16 protein-coding genes are annotated in these 15553 nt (G+C 63.0%); 14 read left to right on the top strand and 2 right to left on the bottom strand.

The genetic code is table 11. The features are described from left to right. Positions 1 to 33 precede the first annotated feature (33 nt). The 4 genes from ACTJLB_RS11830 to ACTJLB_RS11815 all read left to right on the top strand — a co-directional run bounded on the left by ACTJLB_RS11830 (position 34) and on the right by ACTJLB_RS11815 (position 4423). The gene (locus ACTJLB_RS11830; protein WP_440783357.1) at positions 34 to 516 is read left to right on the top strand and encodes a TadE/TadG family type IV pilus assembly protein; all 483 of its coding nucleotides are present in this window, start codon (positions 34 to 36) and stop codon (positions 514 to 516) included. Between the two features lie 59 nt (positions 517 to 575). Then, entirely contained in the window at positions 576 to 1628 is a 1053-nt protein-coding gene (locus ACTJLB_RS11825; protein WP_440783356.1) for a TadG family pilus assembly protein, read from the top strand. A gap of 254 nt (positions 1629 to 1882) precedes the next feature. Next, positions 1883 to 2464, top strand: coding sequence for a DUF3005 domain-containing protein (locus tag ACTJLB_RS11820; protein ID WP_440783355.1), 582 nt, complete (start codon positions 1883 to 1885; stop codon positions 2462 to 2464). A gap of 129 nt (positions 2465 to 2593) precedes the next feature. Then, positions 2594 to 4423, top strand: a complete 1830-nt coding sequence (locus tag ACTJLB_RS11815) for an ABC transporter ATP-binding protein (protein ID WP_440783354.1) — start codon at positions 2594 to 2596, stop codon at positions 4421 to 4423. Positions 4424 to 4467: 44 nt separating this feature from the next. Here ACTJLB_RS11815 and ACTJLB_RS11810 read toward each other — a convergent pair whose 3' ends face one another. After that, positions 4468 to 4671 carry a hypothetical protein gene (locus ACTJLB_RS11810; RefSeq protein ID WP_227471264.1) on the bottom strand — a complete coding sequence of 68 codons (204 nt, stop codon included), beginning with the start codon at positions 4669 to 4671 and terminating at the stop codon, positions 4468 to 4470. Positions 4672 to 4929: 258 nt separating this feature from the next. Here ACTJLB_RS11810 and ACTJLB_RS11805 point away from each other — a divergent pair, with 258 nt between their 5' ends. The 10 genes from ACTJLB_RS11805 (at position 4930) to ACTJLB_RS11760 (ending at position 14087) form a co-directional block, all read left to right on the top strand. Continuing rightward, positions 4930 to 5826 (top strand): LysR substrate-binding domain-containing protein, encoded by an 897-nt coding sequence (locus tag ACTJLB_RS11805; protein WP_440783353.1) that lies wholly within the window; start codon positions 4930 to 4932, stop codon positions 5824 to 5826. A 209-nt stretch (positions 5827 to 6035) separates the two neighbouring features. Beyond that, on the top strand, positions 6036 to 6785 hold the full coding sequence (locus ACTJLB_RS11800) for an SDR family NAD(P)-dependent oxidoreductase (protein WP_131320231.1): 750 nt from the start codon (positions 6036 to 6038) through the stop codon (positions 6783 to 6785). 76 nt (positions 6786 to 6861) lie between these two features. Continuing rightward, a complete protein-coding gene (locus ACTJLB_RS11795) occupies positions 6862 to 8190 on the top strand; it encodes an MFS transporter (protein ID WP_288830123.1) in 1329 nt (442 codons plus the stop codon). Between the two features lie 38 nt (positions 8191 to 8228). Beyond that, positions 8229 to 9074, top strand: coding sequence for a transketolase (locus tag ACTJLB_RS11790; protein ID WP_440783352.1), 846 nt, complete (start codon positions 8229 to 8231; stop codon positions 9072 to 9074). Continuing rightward, positions 9071 to 10072 carry a transketolase family protein gene (locus ACTJLB_RS11785; protein WP_408172535.1) on the top strand — a complete coding sequence of 334 codons (1002 nt, stop codon included), beginning with the start codon at positions 9071 to 9073 and terminating at the stop codon, positions 10070 to 10072. Before ACTJLB_RS11790 ends, ACTJLB_RS11785 begins: the two co-directional genes overlap by 4 nt. A 110-nt stretch (positions 10073 to 10182) precedes the next feature. Further along, on the top strand, positions 10183 to 10503 hold the full coding sequence (locus ACTJLB_RS11780) for a DUF1330 domain-containing protein (RefSeq protein WP_392394718.1): 321 nt from the start codon (positions 10183 to 10185) through the stop codon (positions 10501 to 10503). A gap of 111 nt (positions 10504 to 10614) precedes the next feature. Next, positions 10615 to 11679 carry a selenide, water dikinase SelD gene (gene selD / locus ACTJLB_RS11775; protein ID WP_440783351.1) on the top strand — a complete coding sequence of 355 codons (1065 nt, stop codon included), beginning with the start codon at positions 10615 to 10617 and terminating at the stop codon, positions 11677 to 11679. A 126-nt stretch (positions 11680 to 11805) separates the two neighbouring features. After that, the gene (mnmH, locus tag ACTJLB_RS11770; RefSeq protein ID WP_440783350.1) at positions 11806 to 12873 is read left to right on the top strand and encodes a tRNA 2-selenouridine(34) synthase MnmH; all 1068 of its coding nucleotides are present in this window, start codon (positions 11806 to 11808) and stop codon (positions 12871 to 12873) included. 24 nt (positions 12874 to 12897) lie between these two features. After that, on the top strand, positions 12898 to 13956 hold the full coding sequence (locus tag ACTJLB_RS11765; protein WP_408416084.1) for a permease: 1059 nt from the start codon (positions 12898 to 12900) through the stop codon (positions 13954 to 13956). Next, positions 13953 to 14087 carry a hypothetical protein gene (locus tag ACTJLB_RS11760; protein WP_020071366.1) on the top strand — a complete coding sequence of 45 codons (135 nt, stop codon included), beginning with the start codon at positions 13953 to 13955 and terminating at the stop codon, positions 14085 to 14087. The genes ACTJLB_RS11765 and ACTJLB_RS11760 overlap by 4 nt, the downstream gene beginning before the upstream one ends. Before the next feature lie 82 nt (positions 14088 to 14169). On the opposite strand, the gene ACTJLB_RS11755 is transcribed toward ACTJLB_RS11760, so the two are convergent. Further along, positions 14170 to 15474 carry an MFS transporter gene (locus tag ACTJLB_RS11755; RefSeq protein WP_020071367.1) on the bottom strand — a complete coding sequence of 435 codons (1305 nt, stop codon included), beginning with the start codon at positions 15472 to 15474 and terminating at the stop codon, positions 14170 to 14172. Between the last annotated feature and the right edge of the window lie 79 nt (positions 15475 to 15553).

The raw sequence follows: 15553 nt of genomic DNA, 5'->3' as shown, positions 1-15553 counted from the left end.
GTTGAAAACAACAACGCGCACAGGGGACGAGAAATGAGCCATAAAACAACGCACTTTTCATCATTTTCCGAAACGCGCCCGGCCTCGCGCAGACGCGGGCGGCGCCGCGAGGCGGGCGTCGCGGTGGTCGAGTTCGGACTCGTCCTGCCTCTGCTGTTGCTGATCGTGTTCGGCATGGTCGAGTTCAGCATTGCGCTGTACGACAAGGCGGTGATCACCAATGCGAGCCGCGAAGCTGCACGCGCCGGCGTGATGTACAAGGTACCGCCACTCACGGCCGCTCAGATCACCACTGTCGCGCAGAACTATGCGTCGACGTATCTGATCAGCTTTGGCGCGTCGCCGTCGCCGTCGCCGGTGAGCGTAGCCGTAGATCAATCGTCGGGCACGACGACCGGTCAGCCGCTCAAGGTCACGCTCACCTATTCGTATAGCGGCGTGGGGCTCGGCACGATCGTCAGTCAACTGGTGGGCTCGGTGCCCATCACCGCCATCACCACGATGAACTACGAATAACGACGCGCAACCGGCAGGCCGCCACTGCCCGGCGCAATCCACACGCGATGGAGGTTCACATGAGACCCCGAAGAAATCCTGCGCCGGCGCGGAACCGGCAACGCGGCGCCGTAGCGGTGATGACCGCGCTGTGCCTGACCGTGCTGATCGGCACGACTGCGCTCGCGGTCGACCTGGGCCGCGCGTGGGTCGTGCGCAACGAACTGCAGAACGCTGCCGATGCGGCGGCGCTTGCCGGCGCTGGAGCGCTCGGGCCGAACTACGCGACCCCGAACTGGACGCAGGCGGAAACGAAAGCACAGTCCGCGATCACGCTGAACCGGACCGAAGGCTCGCTACTGCTGACGGCCCAGGTTCAGAGCGGCTACTGGAACGTGACGGGCACACCCGCCGGCTTGCAGTCGCTGCCTGTGCCCTCGCCGGGCGCCTACGACAAACCCGCCGTGCGAGTGACGGTAAGCCGCGCGGCCGGGCAGAACGGCGGACCGCTTCCGCTCGTGCTGGCGCCGATCATCGGCATCAACACAATGCCGATCAGCGCAACGGCTGTGGCGGTCATCTCGGCGCCGGGCTACGCCGCGCCCGGCGCACTTTTTCCGACAGCCATCTCGAAGTGCCTCTATACGGCCTACTGGAATGCAACGACGGGACAACCGGTAAACGATCCCGCAACCGGCCGCCCTCAGGAGTTCAGCATAGGATCGACTTACCACTATGCCGGCTGCGCGGCGAGCGTGGGCTCCGGGCAATGGACATCGTTTCAGTACAACGTTCAGGACGTGACATCGATCCGCAATCTGATCGCCAACGGCAATCCGCTGCCGCTCAATATCGGCGATACGACATGGATTCAATCCGGCGTGAAGAATACGATCTACAACTCGGTGCCCGCTCCCGCCGATGTTCTGCTGCCGGTGGTCGACACGCTCGATACGGGCAGCCCCGTGCCCATCGTCGGGTTCGCGCCTTTTCATATCGACGGTGCGGTGAACGGCAGCAACCCGTACATTTACGGCCATTTCATTGCGGGCTACAAGGCGCCGTCGGCTAGCGGAGGCTCCGGCGCCGCGACCTATTACGGTGCCGTCACAGCGCCGAGTCTCGCCAACTAGCGAACATTGCCCAACCTCGCATGCCGCGAATCCACCTGCCGGGAACGTTCGCTGCGACTGTATAGCCTGGCGCCCGCCATCGCGGTGACATACGTCGTCCGCGAGACCGGCGCCGGTCATTTTTTTCAACGCTTCAAGTAACCCTTTCATACGATGCGTTTACACGAGGGTTGCAGCGGACTTCGCGGAACGGAAAGAGCGGCAGACATTGCGCGCGCTCCGACCGGGGAGTCCCCAACGGCAGGAGTAGCGACATGCAAAACGCGGAAGACAATCCCACGCAGAAACAGCAGAACGAAATGGCCGCAAAAAGTCCGGTGCATACCCCTGCAGCCGGAACGGCTTCTCCAGACGCTCATACGCAAGCGAAAGAGTTCGGCAGCTCGAGTAACGCTGGCGCGGCCGAGCCGACGCGGCGCAGCGACAACGCGCAGAATCTGCCGCCTATCGATCTCGACGCGCTGACCGCCGATTCGCCCGACCCCGTGCACCGGGCGAACAGCCGCACGGTCTCGGTGGACGCGGCCAACACGGCGTCAACGGATAACACCGTCGACACCGACGGCAAAGGTCTTGAAGCAAAGCGAGGACTGTCGCCGTGGCACGACAACGTCATCTCGTCGAATGCGACGCTCGAAAACAACGTTCCCGCGCCCGCAATGGGCCTGGGTGGCATAGACAGCCGCGCCGGCGGAAACATGCCGCTGATTGCGGCGCGCGACGGCTGGCAAGTGTCGTATCGCGGCACTGTCTACATCGAGCGAAGGAACGGCTCGCTCGCAGAACACGTCATACAGTTCGACGCCCGCAGGGCAAGCGGCAACGAGCCAACGTAAGCTGCGGTAATCCGGCGGGACTGCGCAAGGCATGGACCTTGCGCAGCGTTTTCGCCGGACACATGGCGCGCCTCCCTCCCCGGAAGCACACCGCTGTCGCCTGCCGGCGCACCAGTTCGGGAAGGCACCATGGAACTCGTCGATCGGAGCGATCGGAGTCGCGCTAGCCGCGTGCGCGGACGGCGGCGCTCACGCGTTTTATCCCGCTATGCGGGTCGGCCGGTTCGTCTCATCTGGCGCTATGTCGCGCGTCACAAAGTGGCTCACGTCATCATGCTCGTCAGCGTCGTGGCGGCGGTCGGCTTCGCGCTCGCGTCGCAATACGGTATCCGCAATCTGATCGACGCGCTGCCGCAAGGGCGCGCGCATCCACAGACGGTCGAGTACGCGTTTGCCGTGCTCGTCGGCCTCATTCTCGCGGACAACCTGATGTGGCGCGTAGCCGGCTGGGTCGCGGCCCGCGCATTCGTGCGTGTGACGGGCGACATCCGCCAGGACATGTTCGAGTATCTGACGGGACATGCACCTTCGTTTTTCGCGGACAAACAGCCGGGCGTTTTATCCAGCCGTGTGTCGGCCACGGCGAACGCGGTGTACATCATCGAAAACACGGTGGCATGGACCGCTTTGCCGCCGACGCTGACCGTGATCGGCGCGATCGTGATGGTGGCCACCGTGAGCGTTCCGATGAGCGTCGCGCTCGTCGCCGTTTCGGCAGCCCTCAGCGCGTGTCTGTTCTGGCTCGCGCGCAAGGGCACGTCGCGGCACGAGGCGTTCGCGAGCCAGGCGGCTTCCGTAGACGGCGAACTGGTCGATGTAATCGGCAACATGGGGCTCGTGCGTGCGTTCAGCGCGGTCAACGCGGAGCAACGGCGCTTCGACGGCCATCTCGAAGCCGAGGCCGTTGCTCGCAAGCGCAGTCTGCTGTATCTGGAGAAGCTGCGCCTGCTGCATGCGTTCGCCACCGTGGTGCTGTCGGCGGGTGTGCTCGGCTGGACCGTGTGGCTTTGGACGCAAGGTAGAGCGAGCACCGGCGACGTGGTCCTCGTCGGCTCTCTGGGCTTTTCAATTCTGCATGGTTCGCGCGACGTGGCGGTCGCATTCGTCGATTTAACGCAGCACGTGGCGCGCCTCGCGGAAGCATCGCAAACTTTGCTGACGCCCTATTCGATGCCGGAACCGCCCAAAGCAATACCGCTCGCGGTGCGCGAGGCGACAGTCGATTTCGACAACGTCTCGTTCGCTTATCCGGGCCGCAGGCCGGTATTGAACGAGTTGACGCTGCACATCCAGGCAGGGGAACGCGTGGGACTGGTCGGACCGTCCGGCGCGGGGAAATCGACCGTGCTCGCGCTGCTTCAGCACTTCTACGAACCGGCCACCGGATGCGTACGCATTTCCGGCCAGGACATCTCGCAAGTGACGCTGGAAAGCCTGCAAGCGGCGATCTCGGTGGTGCCGCAAGACGTCACGCTGCTTCATCGCTCGTTGCTCGACAACATCCGCTATGGCTGCCCCGATGCAAGCGAAGCCGACGTGAGGCGCGCGTGCGAAGACGCCAGCTGCATGGATTTCATCGGGGCATTGCCGGACGGCTTGAACACGATAGCCGGTGACCGCGGCGCGAAGCTCTCCGGCGGACAGCGCCAGCGCGTCGCAATTGCGCGTGCAATCCTGAAGGACTCGCCGATACTTCTGCTCGACGAGGCGACCTCGGCGCTCGACACCGCTTCGGAAATCGTCATTCAGGCCGCGCTCGAACGTCTCATGCAGAATCGCACGGTGATCGCGATTGCGCACAGGCTGTCGACGTTGCAGTCGTTCGACCGGATCATCGTGATGAACCGCGGCCGCGTCGTTCAGCAAGGCACGCCCGCGCAACTTGCCCAAGTGCCGGGCATCTATCGCGATACGCTGGCGCGGCACGGCCGGCGCACCCCCGCCCCTACGCTGAACTGACCTGCCCGCGCCCCTGCCGCATTCAAACGACTTCGCGGCAAGGGCTAGCCGTCCATGCGCTCACCTTGTGTCCTGATCAACTCGACGAGACGCTTCGCGGGCATCCGGTAACTGGTCTGCTGTTGAATACCCCATTCGGAGCGCTCCGTTTCGACGAGCAAAACGTACTTGCCGTCCGGGCTCGCTTCCAGGTGCTGCATGTTCAGCATTTCCTCGCCGGCAATATCTGTTTCCTGCCCGAGCGTCATGACACCTTTCGCGCCACATCCCATGCCACGCCTCCATGCCGTTGCCGCCGGCGATCGCAGGTCCGCTTCGTCGCCTGCATCGATCCAGCAAAGCGCGTACCGGCGAAGCAGTCACTGGCAATTGACGGATAATCGGGGCTGCGTCTCGCGCGCTCGCTGCGTTGCGCCAGACCGGTTCATGGTTTACCGCACTACTCTGCTTACCTTCGTATGGCGAGCATCGGAACACTTTCACAACCGCACTGAGAAGACTTCACCATGCGCATACCACCCGTCAAAGCCATCATCGCTTTTGAGAGCGTGGCTCGAACTGGGAGCGTCAATCGTGCGTCGGAGGAGCTTGGGCTGACCGCTTCGGCGGTGAGTCATCAGATCAGCAATCTGGAGTCGATCATCGGCCAGACGCTGTTCTACCGCTCAGGCCGTGGCCTCGTGCTTACGCCGACAGGCGAGCGCTATCTGTCGGACGTCACGGGTTCTCTTGCGGACCTGAGCCGCGCGACCGAGCGCGCGTCGAGCCGCACCGAGGTCGACATTCTGCGCGTGCATTCGAGCCCCAGCTTCGGGCTGATGTGGCTGCTGCCGCGGCTCGCATCGTTTCAGGAAGCGAACGGGGACATCCAGTTGAACCTCGCATGCTCATATGAAGATGTGTCGTTCACGAGCGGCTATTACGACATCGACATTCGCCACGGTTATGCGAACTGGCGCGATCTCGAAGTGCGGACGCTGCGCAACGAGTTCATTGCGCCGCTGGCGTCGCCGGCCTATTTGCGGAGCCACCCGGTGAAGACGCCGGAAGATCTGCTCGCCCATCGTCTGATCTACTCGGAAACGCCGCTCGTTCAGTGGAAGCAATGGTTCGGGCGTACCGGCGTCTCTGCCGCGCACAAGACGTTCGATTTCTCGTTCGACCGCTCGTACATGTCGCTCGAAACGGCGGCGCTCGGACTCGGCATCGCGCTCGAAAGTCTGATGCTCGCGTCGGTACGGATCAAGGAAGGCGCCCTCGTGCCGGTGTTCGATCACTCGCACGCGGTCGAGGTCGGCGCGCATCATCTGGTGTGCCCGCCGCAGAATGCGGAGTTGCCACGGGTCGCGCGATTCATCGCGTGGATCGACCGGGAAATCGGTCAGAGAGAATGCGCGGCTTAAAAACACCGGCAGATCGACACCAGGGTATTCCAGCACCGTGCTCATTCGGCGGATTGCTTCGCAGGCCGCCAACCCGCGCGCAGCAAGCGTCGCGTCCGCCCTCCCGAACACCTGAAAATTTCTCAAGCATAGTTGAGCCGTACTGCGTTGATGCCACGCGCGGCGTGCCGGACACTGGCTCCATCACATCAACATTCAGGAGACAAGTGATGCTGCTCGAGAACAAGGTGGTTATCGTCACGGGCGCGGCTTCCCCGCGTGGCATCGGCAAGGCGACGGCGAAGGCACTGGCCGCCCAGGGTGCGCGCGTCGTGATTCTCGATCTGCGCGAAGAAGACGCGAAAGCGGCCGCCGCCGATCTGGGCGCGGCACATCTCGGCCTTGCTTGCGACGTCACCAACAAAGCTGCATGCGTGCAAGCTGCAACCGCCACGCTCGAACGTTATGGCCGCATAGACGGCCTCGTCAACAACGCCGGCATCACGCAGCCAGTACGCACGCTAGACATTAGCGCCGAAGGTTTCGACGCAATCGTCGATGTGAATCTGCGCGGCACGCTCTACATGTCGCAAGCCGTACTGCCTGCAATGAAGGAGCAGAAGCACGGCAGCATCGTGTGCATGTCGTCTGTGTCGGCGCAACGCGGCGGCGGCATTTTCGGCGGCCCGCATTACAGCGCGGCGAAAGCCGGTGTGCTCGGTCTTGCGCGTGCGATGGCCCGCGAATTCGGTCCCGACAGCATCCGCGTCAACTCGATCACGCCGGGGCTCATCCAGACCGACATCACCGGCGACAAGCTGACTGCGGAAATGCGCGTGGACATCATCAAAGGCATTCCGCTCGGCAGACTGGGCGACGCCGCCGATGTCGCGAACGCGTGCCTTTTTCTCGTGAGCGATCTCTCGACGTATCTGACGGGCGTCACGCTCGACGTCAACGGCGGCATGCTCATTCATTGACGACAGCGCTCGCCCGCGAGGCGGCGCTGTGTTCCTGGCACCCGGGCGAACCCGGGGCCCATGGAAGGAGACAAACATGAAATCGAAATACACCGCTTCTGCTATCGACGGCGAAGTGTTGGCGCACTCAGACGCGACGAGCTTCGAATCGCGCACCTACGCCAAGGTAAGCCGCAGGCTGATTCCGTTTCTGATGCTGTGCTATCTCGGCGCGTATCTGGATCGCGTCAACGTCGGCTTTGCGAAGCTGCAGATGCTGAACGATCTGCGCTTTAGCGAGACCGTCTACGGCATGGGCGCGGGCATCTTTTTTCTCGGTTACTTTCTTTTCGAGGTGCCGAGCAATCTGGTGCTTCACCGTGTCGGCGCGCGCAAATGGCTTGCGCGAATCATGCTGACGTGGGCGGTGATTTCCGCGTCGTTCGTCTTCGTGAAGTCGCCCACCGCGTTTTATGTTTTGCGCTTTCTGCTTGGCGTTGCAGAAGCGGGTTTCGCGCCGGGCGTCATTCTTTATCTGACGTACTGGTTTCCCGCTGCCCGCAGAGCCAAGGCGTTGTCGCTCTTTTTCATGGCGATTCCGCTTGCGGGCATAGTCGGCGGTCCGCTGTCGGGCTGGATCATGCATTCGCTCCACGGCGCAATGAATATGGCCGGCTGGAAGTGGCTGTTCATGCTTGAGGCTCTGCCGTCGCTCGTGCTTGGAGTCGCGATTCTTCTGTATCTCGACGACGGCATCGCCAAAGCGAAATGGCTCACCGAGTCGGAGAAGAATCTGCTGGCGCGCAATGTCGCCGGCGATAACGCGCACACCACTGCCCATATTTCGATTCGCTCGTTCATTGGCGACCGTCGCTTGTGGCTGATGGCAGCGATTTATTTCTGTGTCGTGCTCGGTCAGTACGGGCTGACTTTCTGGCTGCCGACGATCATCCGTAAATCAGGCGTCGCCGATCCGCTGTGGGTGGGTGTGTTCACCGCGATTCCTTATCTTTGCGCGATCGTCGCGTTGCCGCTGATCGGCATGAGTGCGGACCGCCGGCGCGAACGCAGACTTCACCTGGCCATTCCAATGCTGATCGCGGCGGCGGGCTTTGCGGTCCTGCCTACGCTCGGCAGCGTGCCGGCGTCGATCGTGTGTTTGAGCATTGCGGCTGCCGGCATCCTCGCGTCGTCGTCGCAGTTCTGGTCGCTGCCCACGGCGCTGCTCGGCGGCATGTCTGCCGCAGCCGGCATCGCGGCTGTGAACTGCTTCGCCAATCTTGCGGGCTTCTTTTCGCCCGCCATCGTGGGCTGGCTCAACGACATGACAGGCCGTTCGACAGCGGGACTGATCTTCATCTCGGTTGCGGTGACGCTCGGCGCATGCCTGGTCTTCCTCGTGCCCGCGAAATCCGTGAACCGCTGACCTTTTCCAACTATTCCGCTTAAACCTCAGGAGACGACATGAACAGTCCATCCAATGCGTCGACGGCATCGCTTGCCGAACACGCTTACCGCATCCGCAGAAACGCGCTCTTAATGGGCGAGGTGCAGGGCCAGGGTTATATCGGGCAGGCGCTCGACATCGCCGATGTACTGGCCGTCGCGTACTTCGGCGCAATGCGCTATCGCCCGGAAGATCCCGAGTGGGAAGAGCGCGACCGCTTCCTGCTCTCGAACGGACACTATGCGATCGCGCTGTACGCGGCGCTGCTCGAAGCAGGCATTCTGCCCGCCGAAGAACTGGAGACCTACGGCAGCGACGACAGCCGTCTGCCCATGTCCGGCATGGCGAGCTACACGCCCGGCATGGAGATGTCCGGCGGCTCGCTCGGACACGGCCTGACGATTGCGGTCGGCCGCTGTCTCGGACTCAAGCGCAAGGGCTCGAAGTCGTTCGTGTACACGCTGTTCTCCGACGGCGAATTCGACGAAGGCGCGATCTGGGAAGGCATCATGTCCGCGAGCCATTGGAAGCTCGACAACCTGATCGCCGTTGTAGACGTGAATAACCAGCAGGCCGACGGACCGTCGACACAGATCATGGCGTTTGAACCGCTAGTCGAGAAGCTCGAAGCATTCGGGTGGTTCACGCAACGTGTGGACGGCAACGATATCGGCGCCGTGGCCGCCGCGTTCGACGCGGCCCGCAAGCATCCCGGCAACGAGCCGCGCATGATCGTCGCCGATACGCGCATGGGTTGCGGCGTGCCGTTCCTCGAAGAGCGCGAGAAGAACCACTTTATCCGCGTCGATGCGCACGAATGGCAATTGGCGCTCGAAGCACTGGAAGCAGGGAGACAAGCATGAGCAACGCAACCATGAGCAAACCGCGCCTGAAGACCTCGGCGATGATCGCGTCCATTGCGGGCGAAGGCCAGCTCACGCGCTCGGCGCCTTTCGGTCACGCGCTCGTCGAATTGGCTCGGCAGAAAACCAACGTTGTCGGCATGACGGCCGATCTCGGCAAGTACACGGACCTGCATATCTTCGCGAAGGAATTCCCTGAGCGCTACTACCAGATGGGCATGGCGGAGCAATTGCTGATGGGCGCGGCGGCGGGCCTCGCGCACGAAGGCGCGCAGCCGTTCGTGACTACCTACGCGGTGTTCGCGACGCGCCGTGCGTATGACTTCATGCACCAGGCCATTGCCGAAGACAACCTCGATGTGAAGATCGTCTGCGCGCTGCCGGGGCTCACCACTGGCTACGGTCCTAGCCACCAGGCCGCGGAAGACCTCGCGTTGATGCGCGCGATGCCGAACATGACCGTTGTCGATCCTTGCGATGCGCTCGACATCGAACAGATGGTGCCGGCCATTGCCGCACACAAGGGCCCTGTCTATGCGCGTCTTTTGCGCGGCAACGTGCCTGCGGTGCTGGACGAATACGACTACACGTTCGAACTCGGCAAGGCAAAGATGCTGCGCGACGGCGCGGAAGTGCTCGTGATCTCGTCGGGCATTATGACCATGCGTGCGCTCGAAGTCGCGAAAGCGCTGGAACGCGAGAACATCGGCGTGGGCGTGCTGCACGTGCCGACCATCAAGCCGCTCGACACGCAGACAATCGTGCGCGAAGCGAAGCGTTCGGGCAGGCTCGTCGTGGTGGCGGAGAACCATACGACGATCGGCGGTCTGGGTGAGGCCGTTGCGGCCGAACTGATGCGCGCCGGAGTGTCGTGCCCGTTCAGGCAGGTGGCGCTCCCCGATGCATTCCTCGCTGCAGGCGCACTGCCGACACTGCACGACCGCTATGGTATTTCGACCTCCGCAATGATCGAGTCGATCAAGGGCTGGCTCGGTTAGAACCGCACATTGCGGATTCCATTACCTGTGAGGTAATCGACGCGCCTCCGGGCGAGGGCAATCATACGCAGCATGCGAGTTCCGGTTTCTTCATGCATGGAGGAGTGAACATGACTGCGTATGCGATTGCCCATTTGCACGACGTTGAAATGTGCGCTGAGATTGTCGAATACCTCGAGGGTATCGACGCAACCCTTACGCCATTCGGCGGCCGATTCATCGTACACGGCGCACGGCCGCACGTCGTGGAGGGCGAGTGGCACGGCGACCTGATCGCAATTGAGTTTCCCGACCTTCCGACGGCGCGCGCCTGGTACGCGTCGGACGCGTACCGGCGCATCCTGCCGTTGCGCATGCGGCATGCTCGCGGACCGGTAATCCTCGTGGAAGGCGTGGACGGGAATCACAAAGCGACCGACATCCTGCGTTGAATTCCGCGTTGAATTCCGTCGACACCGCGGTTCGGCAGCGGGGAACTCCGAAGCGCACGGAGTCCACAACCCTCATAATGCGATCATTCGAAGCCACAAATTCGCGCCACAATGATCGACCTTCAAGCCCAAGCAAGCTCCTCGCCCCGCCTCACCAGCCTGTCGCACGGCGGCGGGTGCGGCTGCAAAATCGCCCCCGGCCTGCTCGCTGACCTGCTCAAACGCAGCGCGCCGCTGCCGTTCTTTCCAGACCTGCTCGTCGGCAACGATACCGCCGACGACGCCGCCGTCTACAAGCTGAACGACGAGCAGGCGATCGTCGCGACCACAGACTTCTTCATGCCGATCGTCGACGATCCGTTCGACTTCGGCCGCATTGCGGCGACCAACGCGCTCTCCGACGTCTATGCAATGGGCGGCAAACCGCTGATGGCGCTCGCCATCGTCGGAATGCCAATCAACGTGCTGCCGCACGACGTGATTGCGGCAGTGCTGAAGGGCGGCGAGTCGGTGTGTGCGGACGCCGGCATTCCGCTCGCGGGCGGACATTCGATCGACTCGGTCGAGCCCATCTACGGCCTCGTAGCAATCGGCGTGGTCGATCCGCGGCGCGTGAAGCGCAACGCGGGCGCGCAGGCTGGCGACGTGCTGATTCTCGGCAAACCGCTCGGCGTCGGCGTGCTTTCGGCTGCGCTGAAGAAAGACCGGCTCGACGCGAACGGCTACGCCGCCATGATCGGCGCGACGACCAAGCTCAACCGCCCGGGTGCTCAACTCGCCGGGCTCGACGGCGTGCATGCGCTCACCGACATCACGGGCTTCGGCCTGCTCGGCCATACGCTGGAACTGGCGCGCGGCTCGAAGCTCACCGCGCGCGTGCGTTACGCCGACCTGCCATGGCTGCCGGGCGTAGTCGACTTTGCCGAAGCCGGCGTTTTCACGGGCGCCTCCGGGCGCAACTGGGATGCTTACGGTAAAGATATTTCGTTGCCGGCAACATTGCAGCCGAGCGCGCGCACCTTGCTCACGGACCCGCAAACCTCAGGCGGCCTGCTGGTTTCGTGTTCACCCGACGCTGTGGACGACGTGCTGGCGCTCTTTCACGCCGACGGTTTCGGCGACGCTCGCGTGATCGGCGAAATGGTTGCAGGCGAAGGGCGCGTAGAAGTGATCTGAAAGAAGGCGGCGGCTGACAAGGCGCGGTGAAAGGCTGCAGAAAGCCGCGCGCTGCCGCCAATCGCGCCGCATGCGATAATTTCGGTCTATCCGGCACCGCTTTGTCCGCTTTTCCCCCGTACGCCCTTGAAAAACCTACTCGTCAGCCTCGATCAAGCAGGTGATTTCGATGAAATCATCGACGTACGCACGCCTCTCGAGTTTGCAGAAGACCACATTCCGGGCGCGATGAACGCGCCGGTGCTCAGCAACGAGGAGCGCGTGCTGGTCGGCACGATGTACAAGCAGGTGTCGCCGTTCGAAGCCACGAAGGTGGGCGCGGCGCTGGTGGCCCGCAATATTGCGCTTCATCTGGAAACGACGTTCGCCGACCGGCCGCGCAACTGGCGACCGCTGGTTTATTGCTGGCGCGGCGGCAAACGCTCGGGCTCCGTCACCACGCTCTTCAACATGATCGGCTGGCCCGCGCGTCAGCTCGACGGCGGATACAAGACTTACCGGCGCGCAACCGTCGAGGCGCTCACCACGCTGCCGAGCCAATTCCGTTACGTCGCACTGGTCGGTCCGACCGGGAGCGGCAAGACGCGGCTCCTCGCCGCGCTCCACGAAGCAGGTGCGCAGACGCTGGACCTCGAAGCGCTCGCCGCGCATCGCGGGTCGCTGCTCGGCGCATGGGCTGGGGTCGCTCAGCCGTCGCAAAAAGGCTTTGACACCCTGCTCGTGAGCGCGCTGCGCAGCTTCGATCCCGCGCGCCCGGTGTTCGTTGAGGCGGAGAGCCGTCGCATTGGCGCAATCACGCTGCCGCTCGCTCTGCTCGACACGTTTCATCGCGGCGATTGTGTGGAAGTGGCGGCGAGCCGCGAAGACCGCTCGGCGTTTCTGCTTCACGACTACGCGCAACTGTTCGACGACCCCGTGTCGTTAAAGGCGCAGCTGGAACGTTTGATCGGCTTGCATAGCCGCGAACGGGTCGCCGGGTGGCAAAAACTCGTCGACGAAAACCGGCGCGCCGAACTCGCGAACGAGTTGATCGAACTCCACTACGATCCGGCATACGCGCGCAGCAGCCATCAGCATTTCACGCAACTGCCGCAGGCGCTGAAAATCAGTTTCCGGCCGAACGACGCAGACGTCGTTGATCAGGCTAAAGCGCTCCTCGCGCAACTCGATAAGCGTTCAGTCGCGCTAGTCTGACCCAACCTTAACGTTACGAACAACATGCAATCAACCCTTCGGCAGCCCCGCGTCGCGCTTGGCTGGATCGTGTTCCTCGCGATCGCCGTCGTCGGACTCTTCTATGTGAAGTGGTTTCCGTATTACAACCGCGCGTTCGTCGCCGCGAGCCAGCATTCGATCGGCAAGTCGATCCTGATGGGTACGTCTGCGAGCGCGCCCGCCGCGTCGTGGCAGTCCGCAATCGACTACGCGTTTGCCTACGGCAAGGCCATCTGGCAGGCAATGGTGCTGGGTCTGTTGCTCGGCTCCGCGGTGCAGGCGCTGATTCCGCCGCAATGGGTCGCCCGCGCGCTCGGCCGCAGCGACTTCAGCAGCGTCGTGAAAGGCGGCCTGATGTCGTTGCCCGGCATGATGTGCACCTGCTGCGCAGCGCCGGTGGTGGCGGGACTGCGCGCGCGGCAGGCGGCGCCCGGCGCGGCAATCGCATTCTGGCTCGGCAATACGGCGCTCAATCCGGCCACGCTGATCTTCATGGGTTTCGTGCTCGGCTGGCAGTGGATGGGCTTGCGGCTCGCTCTCGGCCTGGTCATGGTGTTCGGCCTTGGCTATCTCGTGAACCGCATGGTGACGCCGAAGGAAGCCGAGGCGTCGCGCGAAGCCATCGCGCAACTGGTCACGACGGATGAACCGGGCACCGCATTTACGCGCTGGGTGAAAATACTCGGCACGATGACGCTGCGTCTCGTGCCCGAATACATCGTGCTGGTGCTGATTCTCGGCGCGGCACGCGCGTGGCTCTTTCCGCACGTTGGTCCGGACATCGACAACAGCGTGCTGTGGATCGTCGCGCTGTCCATCGCCGGCACGCTGTTCGTGATCCCGACGGCGGGCGAAGTGCCGATCATTCAGGCGATGCTGTCTTTCGGCATGGCAGCCGGGCCTGCGGGCGCGCTGCTCATGACGCTGCCGCTAATCAGCGTACCGTCTATGGCGATGCTGGGTCGCTCGTTTCCGAAGCGGGTCCTGACCGTCGTCGCGTTGGCCGTGGTGGTCTGCGGCATAGTGAGCGGCCTGCTCGCCGCGTCTCTGGGGTTCCGATGAAAAAGCTCGCGGCGTTTACGCTCGCGTCGTGGTCGGCTGCGGCGCTTCTCTACTTCGGCCAGCACTCGGTCGCGCTGATCGCGGTGACCGGCGTACTCGTGCTGGCGAGCTTCGACCTGCTTCGTCCTTGACGCGGGTTTAACAACGCGGGCTTAACAACGCGTGCTAGCGGCCATGCATAGACACGGCCGCGTCACACCGCGTCTAGTCGCGCTAACGTACCGTTGCTGCTGCAAGTGTCGTGCGACGGCGAGCGCTGATCAAAGCAGCGATGCCCGTACCAATTCCCAACGTCAGAAGACACGCAGTAGGCACCAGCATCGGCGCAATCTGGCTATGCGCCGCTTTGCCGACATAAGGCATCAGATTCTGTCCCGCGAAGCCGCCGAGATTCCCGATCGCATTGATCGCGGCGACACTCGCAGCGGCGCGTGCGCCCGAGAAAAAGCGCGGCGGCAGCGACCAGAAGCACGGATACAGTAACGGAATGCATGCCCCGCCCAGGCACAGCGCCGCAAAGCGCAGCGTTGGGGTCGGCAGCACGAGGCTCGACGCGAAGCCCACCACGCCGACCGCTGCAACAATGCTCATCGCCCTCAACACCACGCGCTCACGCTTGAGCTTGCCGGGAAGCCACAGCAACAGCAGCGTGGCCAGCGCCCACGGAATCATATTGAGCACGCCGTTAAGCGACGACGACACGCCGTCGCTCTTGAGCAGCGTCGGCATCCAGTAGGTCACGCCGTACAGCGACGTCGACATCAGCATGTAGGTCAGCGCGAACATCAGCACCTTGGGATCGAGCAGCGCGGCCCACGGATGCGTCGCCTTGGCATCGCCCGCTGCCTCGCGCTTGAGCGCGGCGAGCACCACATCCTTTTCCTGTTGCGAGAGGAACGGTGCGTCGCTCACCGAATTCGGCAGATACTTCAGCGCGACAAATGCAACCACCACAGCCGGCAGGCCGGTCGCGATGAACACCCACTGCCACCCGGCAAATCCCCATGTGCCGCCCAGCGTGAGTAACAGACCGCCGATCAGCGAGCCCAGCATATTGGCGAGCGAACTGCCGAGCGTGAAGAAGCCAAGCACTTTCGTGCGATAGCTCTGCGGGAACCACTGCGTGAGGTAATAGATCACGCCCGGATAGAACCCTGCTTCAGCGACGCCCAACGCAAAGCGGAACGAATAGAACACCGGCAGCGACCGGGCAAACGCCATCAGCACCGTTACGATTCCCCACGTCATCATGATGCGGGCGAGCCATGCACGCGCGCCGAAGCGATGCAGCGCGAGCGTGCTGGGCACCTCGAACAGCAGATAGCCGATGAAGAACAGCGACGCGCCCAATCCGTACGACGCTTCGGTCATGCCGAGGTCGTGCACCATCTCCAGCTTGGCGAAGCCGACGTTCTGGCGGTCGATGAACGAAATCAGGAACATGACGATGAGTAGCGGCATTAACCGCCACGCCATCTTTTTCATGACCTGCTGCTCGAATGCTAATTGTGTGGACATGATTTCTCCGCTTGCCCGACTGCACGGCAAATAAAAATTGATACAGTCATATATATGATTGTAGGAATTTCAGCCGGAC

The sequence above is a fragment of the Paraburkholderia sp. 22098 genome (genome assembly GCF_052045935.1).
In the GTDB taxonomy this organism is placed as follows: domain Bacteria; phylum Pseudomonadota; class Gammaproteobacteria; order Burkholderiales; family Burkholderiaceae; genus Paraburkholderia; species Paraburkholderia caledonica.
The sequence above is the reverse complement of the archived record's forward strand: the minus strand, read 5'-3'. Positions and strand labels throughout refer to the sequence as shown.

Excerpts from the sequence above, each read along its gene's own strand:
- ACTJLB_RS11830 (WP_440783357.1), top strand. The coding sequence starts at position 34 with ATGAGCCATAAAACAACGCACTTTTCATCATTTTCCGAAACGCGCCCG.
- ACTJLB_RS11825 (WP_440783356.1), top strand. The coding sequence starts at position 576 with ATGAGACCCCGAAGAAATCCTGCGCCGGCGCGGAACCGGCAACGCGGC.
- ACTJLB_RS11820 (WP_440783355.1), top strand. The coding sequence starts at position 1,883 with ATGCAAAACGCGGAAGACAATCCCACGCAGAAACAGCAGAACGAAATG.
- ACTJLB_RS11815 (WP_440783354.1), top strand. The coding sequence starts at position 2,594 with ATGGAACTCGTCGATCGGAGCGATCGGAGTCGCGCTAGCCGCGTGCGC.
- ACTJLB_RS11810 (WP_227471264.1), bottom strand. The coding sequence starts at position 4,671 with ATGACGCTCGGGCAGGAAACAGATATTGCCGGCGAGGAAATGCTGAAC.
- ACTJLB_RS11805 (WP_440783353.1), top strand. The coding sequence starts at position 4,930 with ATGCGCATACCACCCGTCAAAGCCATCATCGCTTTTGAGAGCGTGGCT.
- ACTJLB_RS11800 (WP_131320231.1), top strand. The coding sequence starts at position 6,036 with ATGCTGCTCGAGAACAAGGTGGTTATCGTCACGGGCGCGGCTTCCCCG.
- ACTJLB_RS11795 (WP_288830123.1), top strand. The coding sequence starts at position 6,862 with ATGAAATCGAAATACACCGCTTCTGCTATCGACGGCGAAGTGTTGGCG.
- ACTJLB_RS11790 (WP_440783352.1), top strand. The coding sequence starts at position 8,229 with ATGAACAGTCCATCCAATGCGTCGACGGCATCGCTTGCCGAACACGCT.
- ACTJLB_RS11785 (WP_408172535.1), top strand. The coding sequence starts at position 9,071 with ATGAGCAACGCAACCATGAGCAAACCGCGCCTGAAGACCTCGGCGATG.
- ACTJLB_RS11780 (WP_392394718.1), top strand. The coding sequence starts at position 10,183 with ATGACTGCGTATGCGATTGCCCATTTGCACGACGTTGAAATGTGCGCT.
- selD (WP_440783351.1), top strand. The coding sequence starts at position 10,615 with ATGATCGACCTTCAAGCCCAAGCAAGCTCCTCGCCCCGCCTCACCAGC.
- ACTJLB_RS11765 (WP_408416084.1), top strand. The coding sequence starts at position 12,898 with ATGCAATCAACCCTTCGGCAGCCCCGCGTCGCGCTTGGCTGGATCGTG.
- ACTJLB_RS11760 (WP_020071366.1), top strand. The coding sequence starts at position 13,953 with ATGAAAAAGCTCGCGGCGTTTACGCTCGCGTCGTGGTCGGCTGCGGCG.
- ACTJLB_RS11755 (WP_020071367.1), bottom strand. The coding sequence starts at position 15,474 with ATGTCCACACAATTAGCATTCGAGCAGCAGGTCATGAAAAAGATGGCG.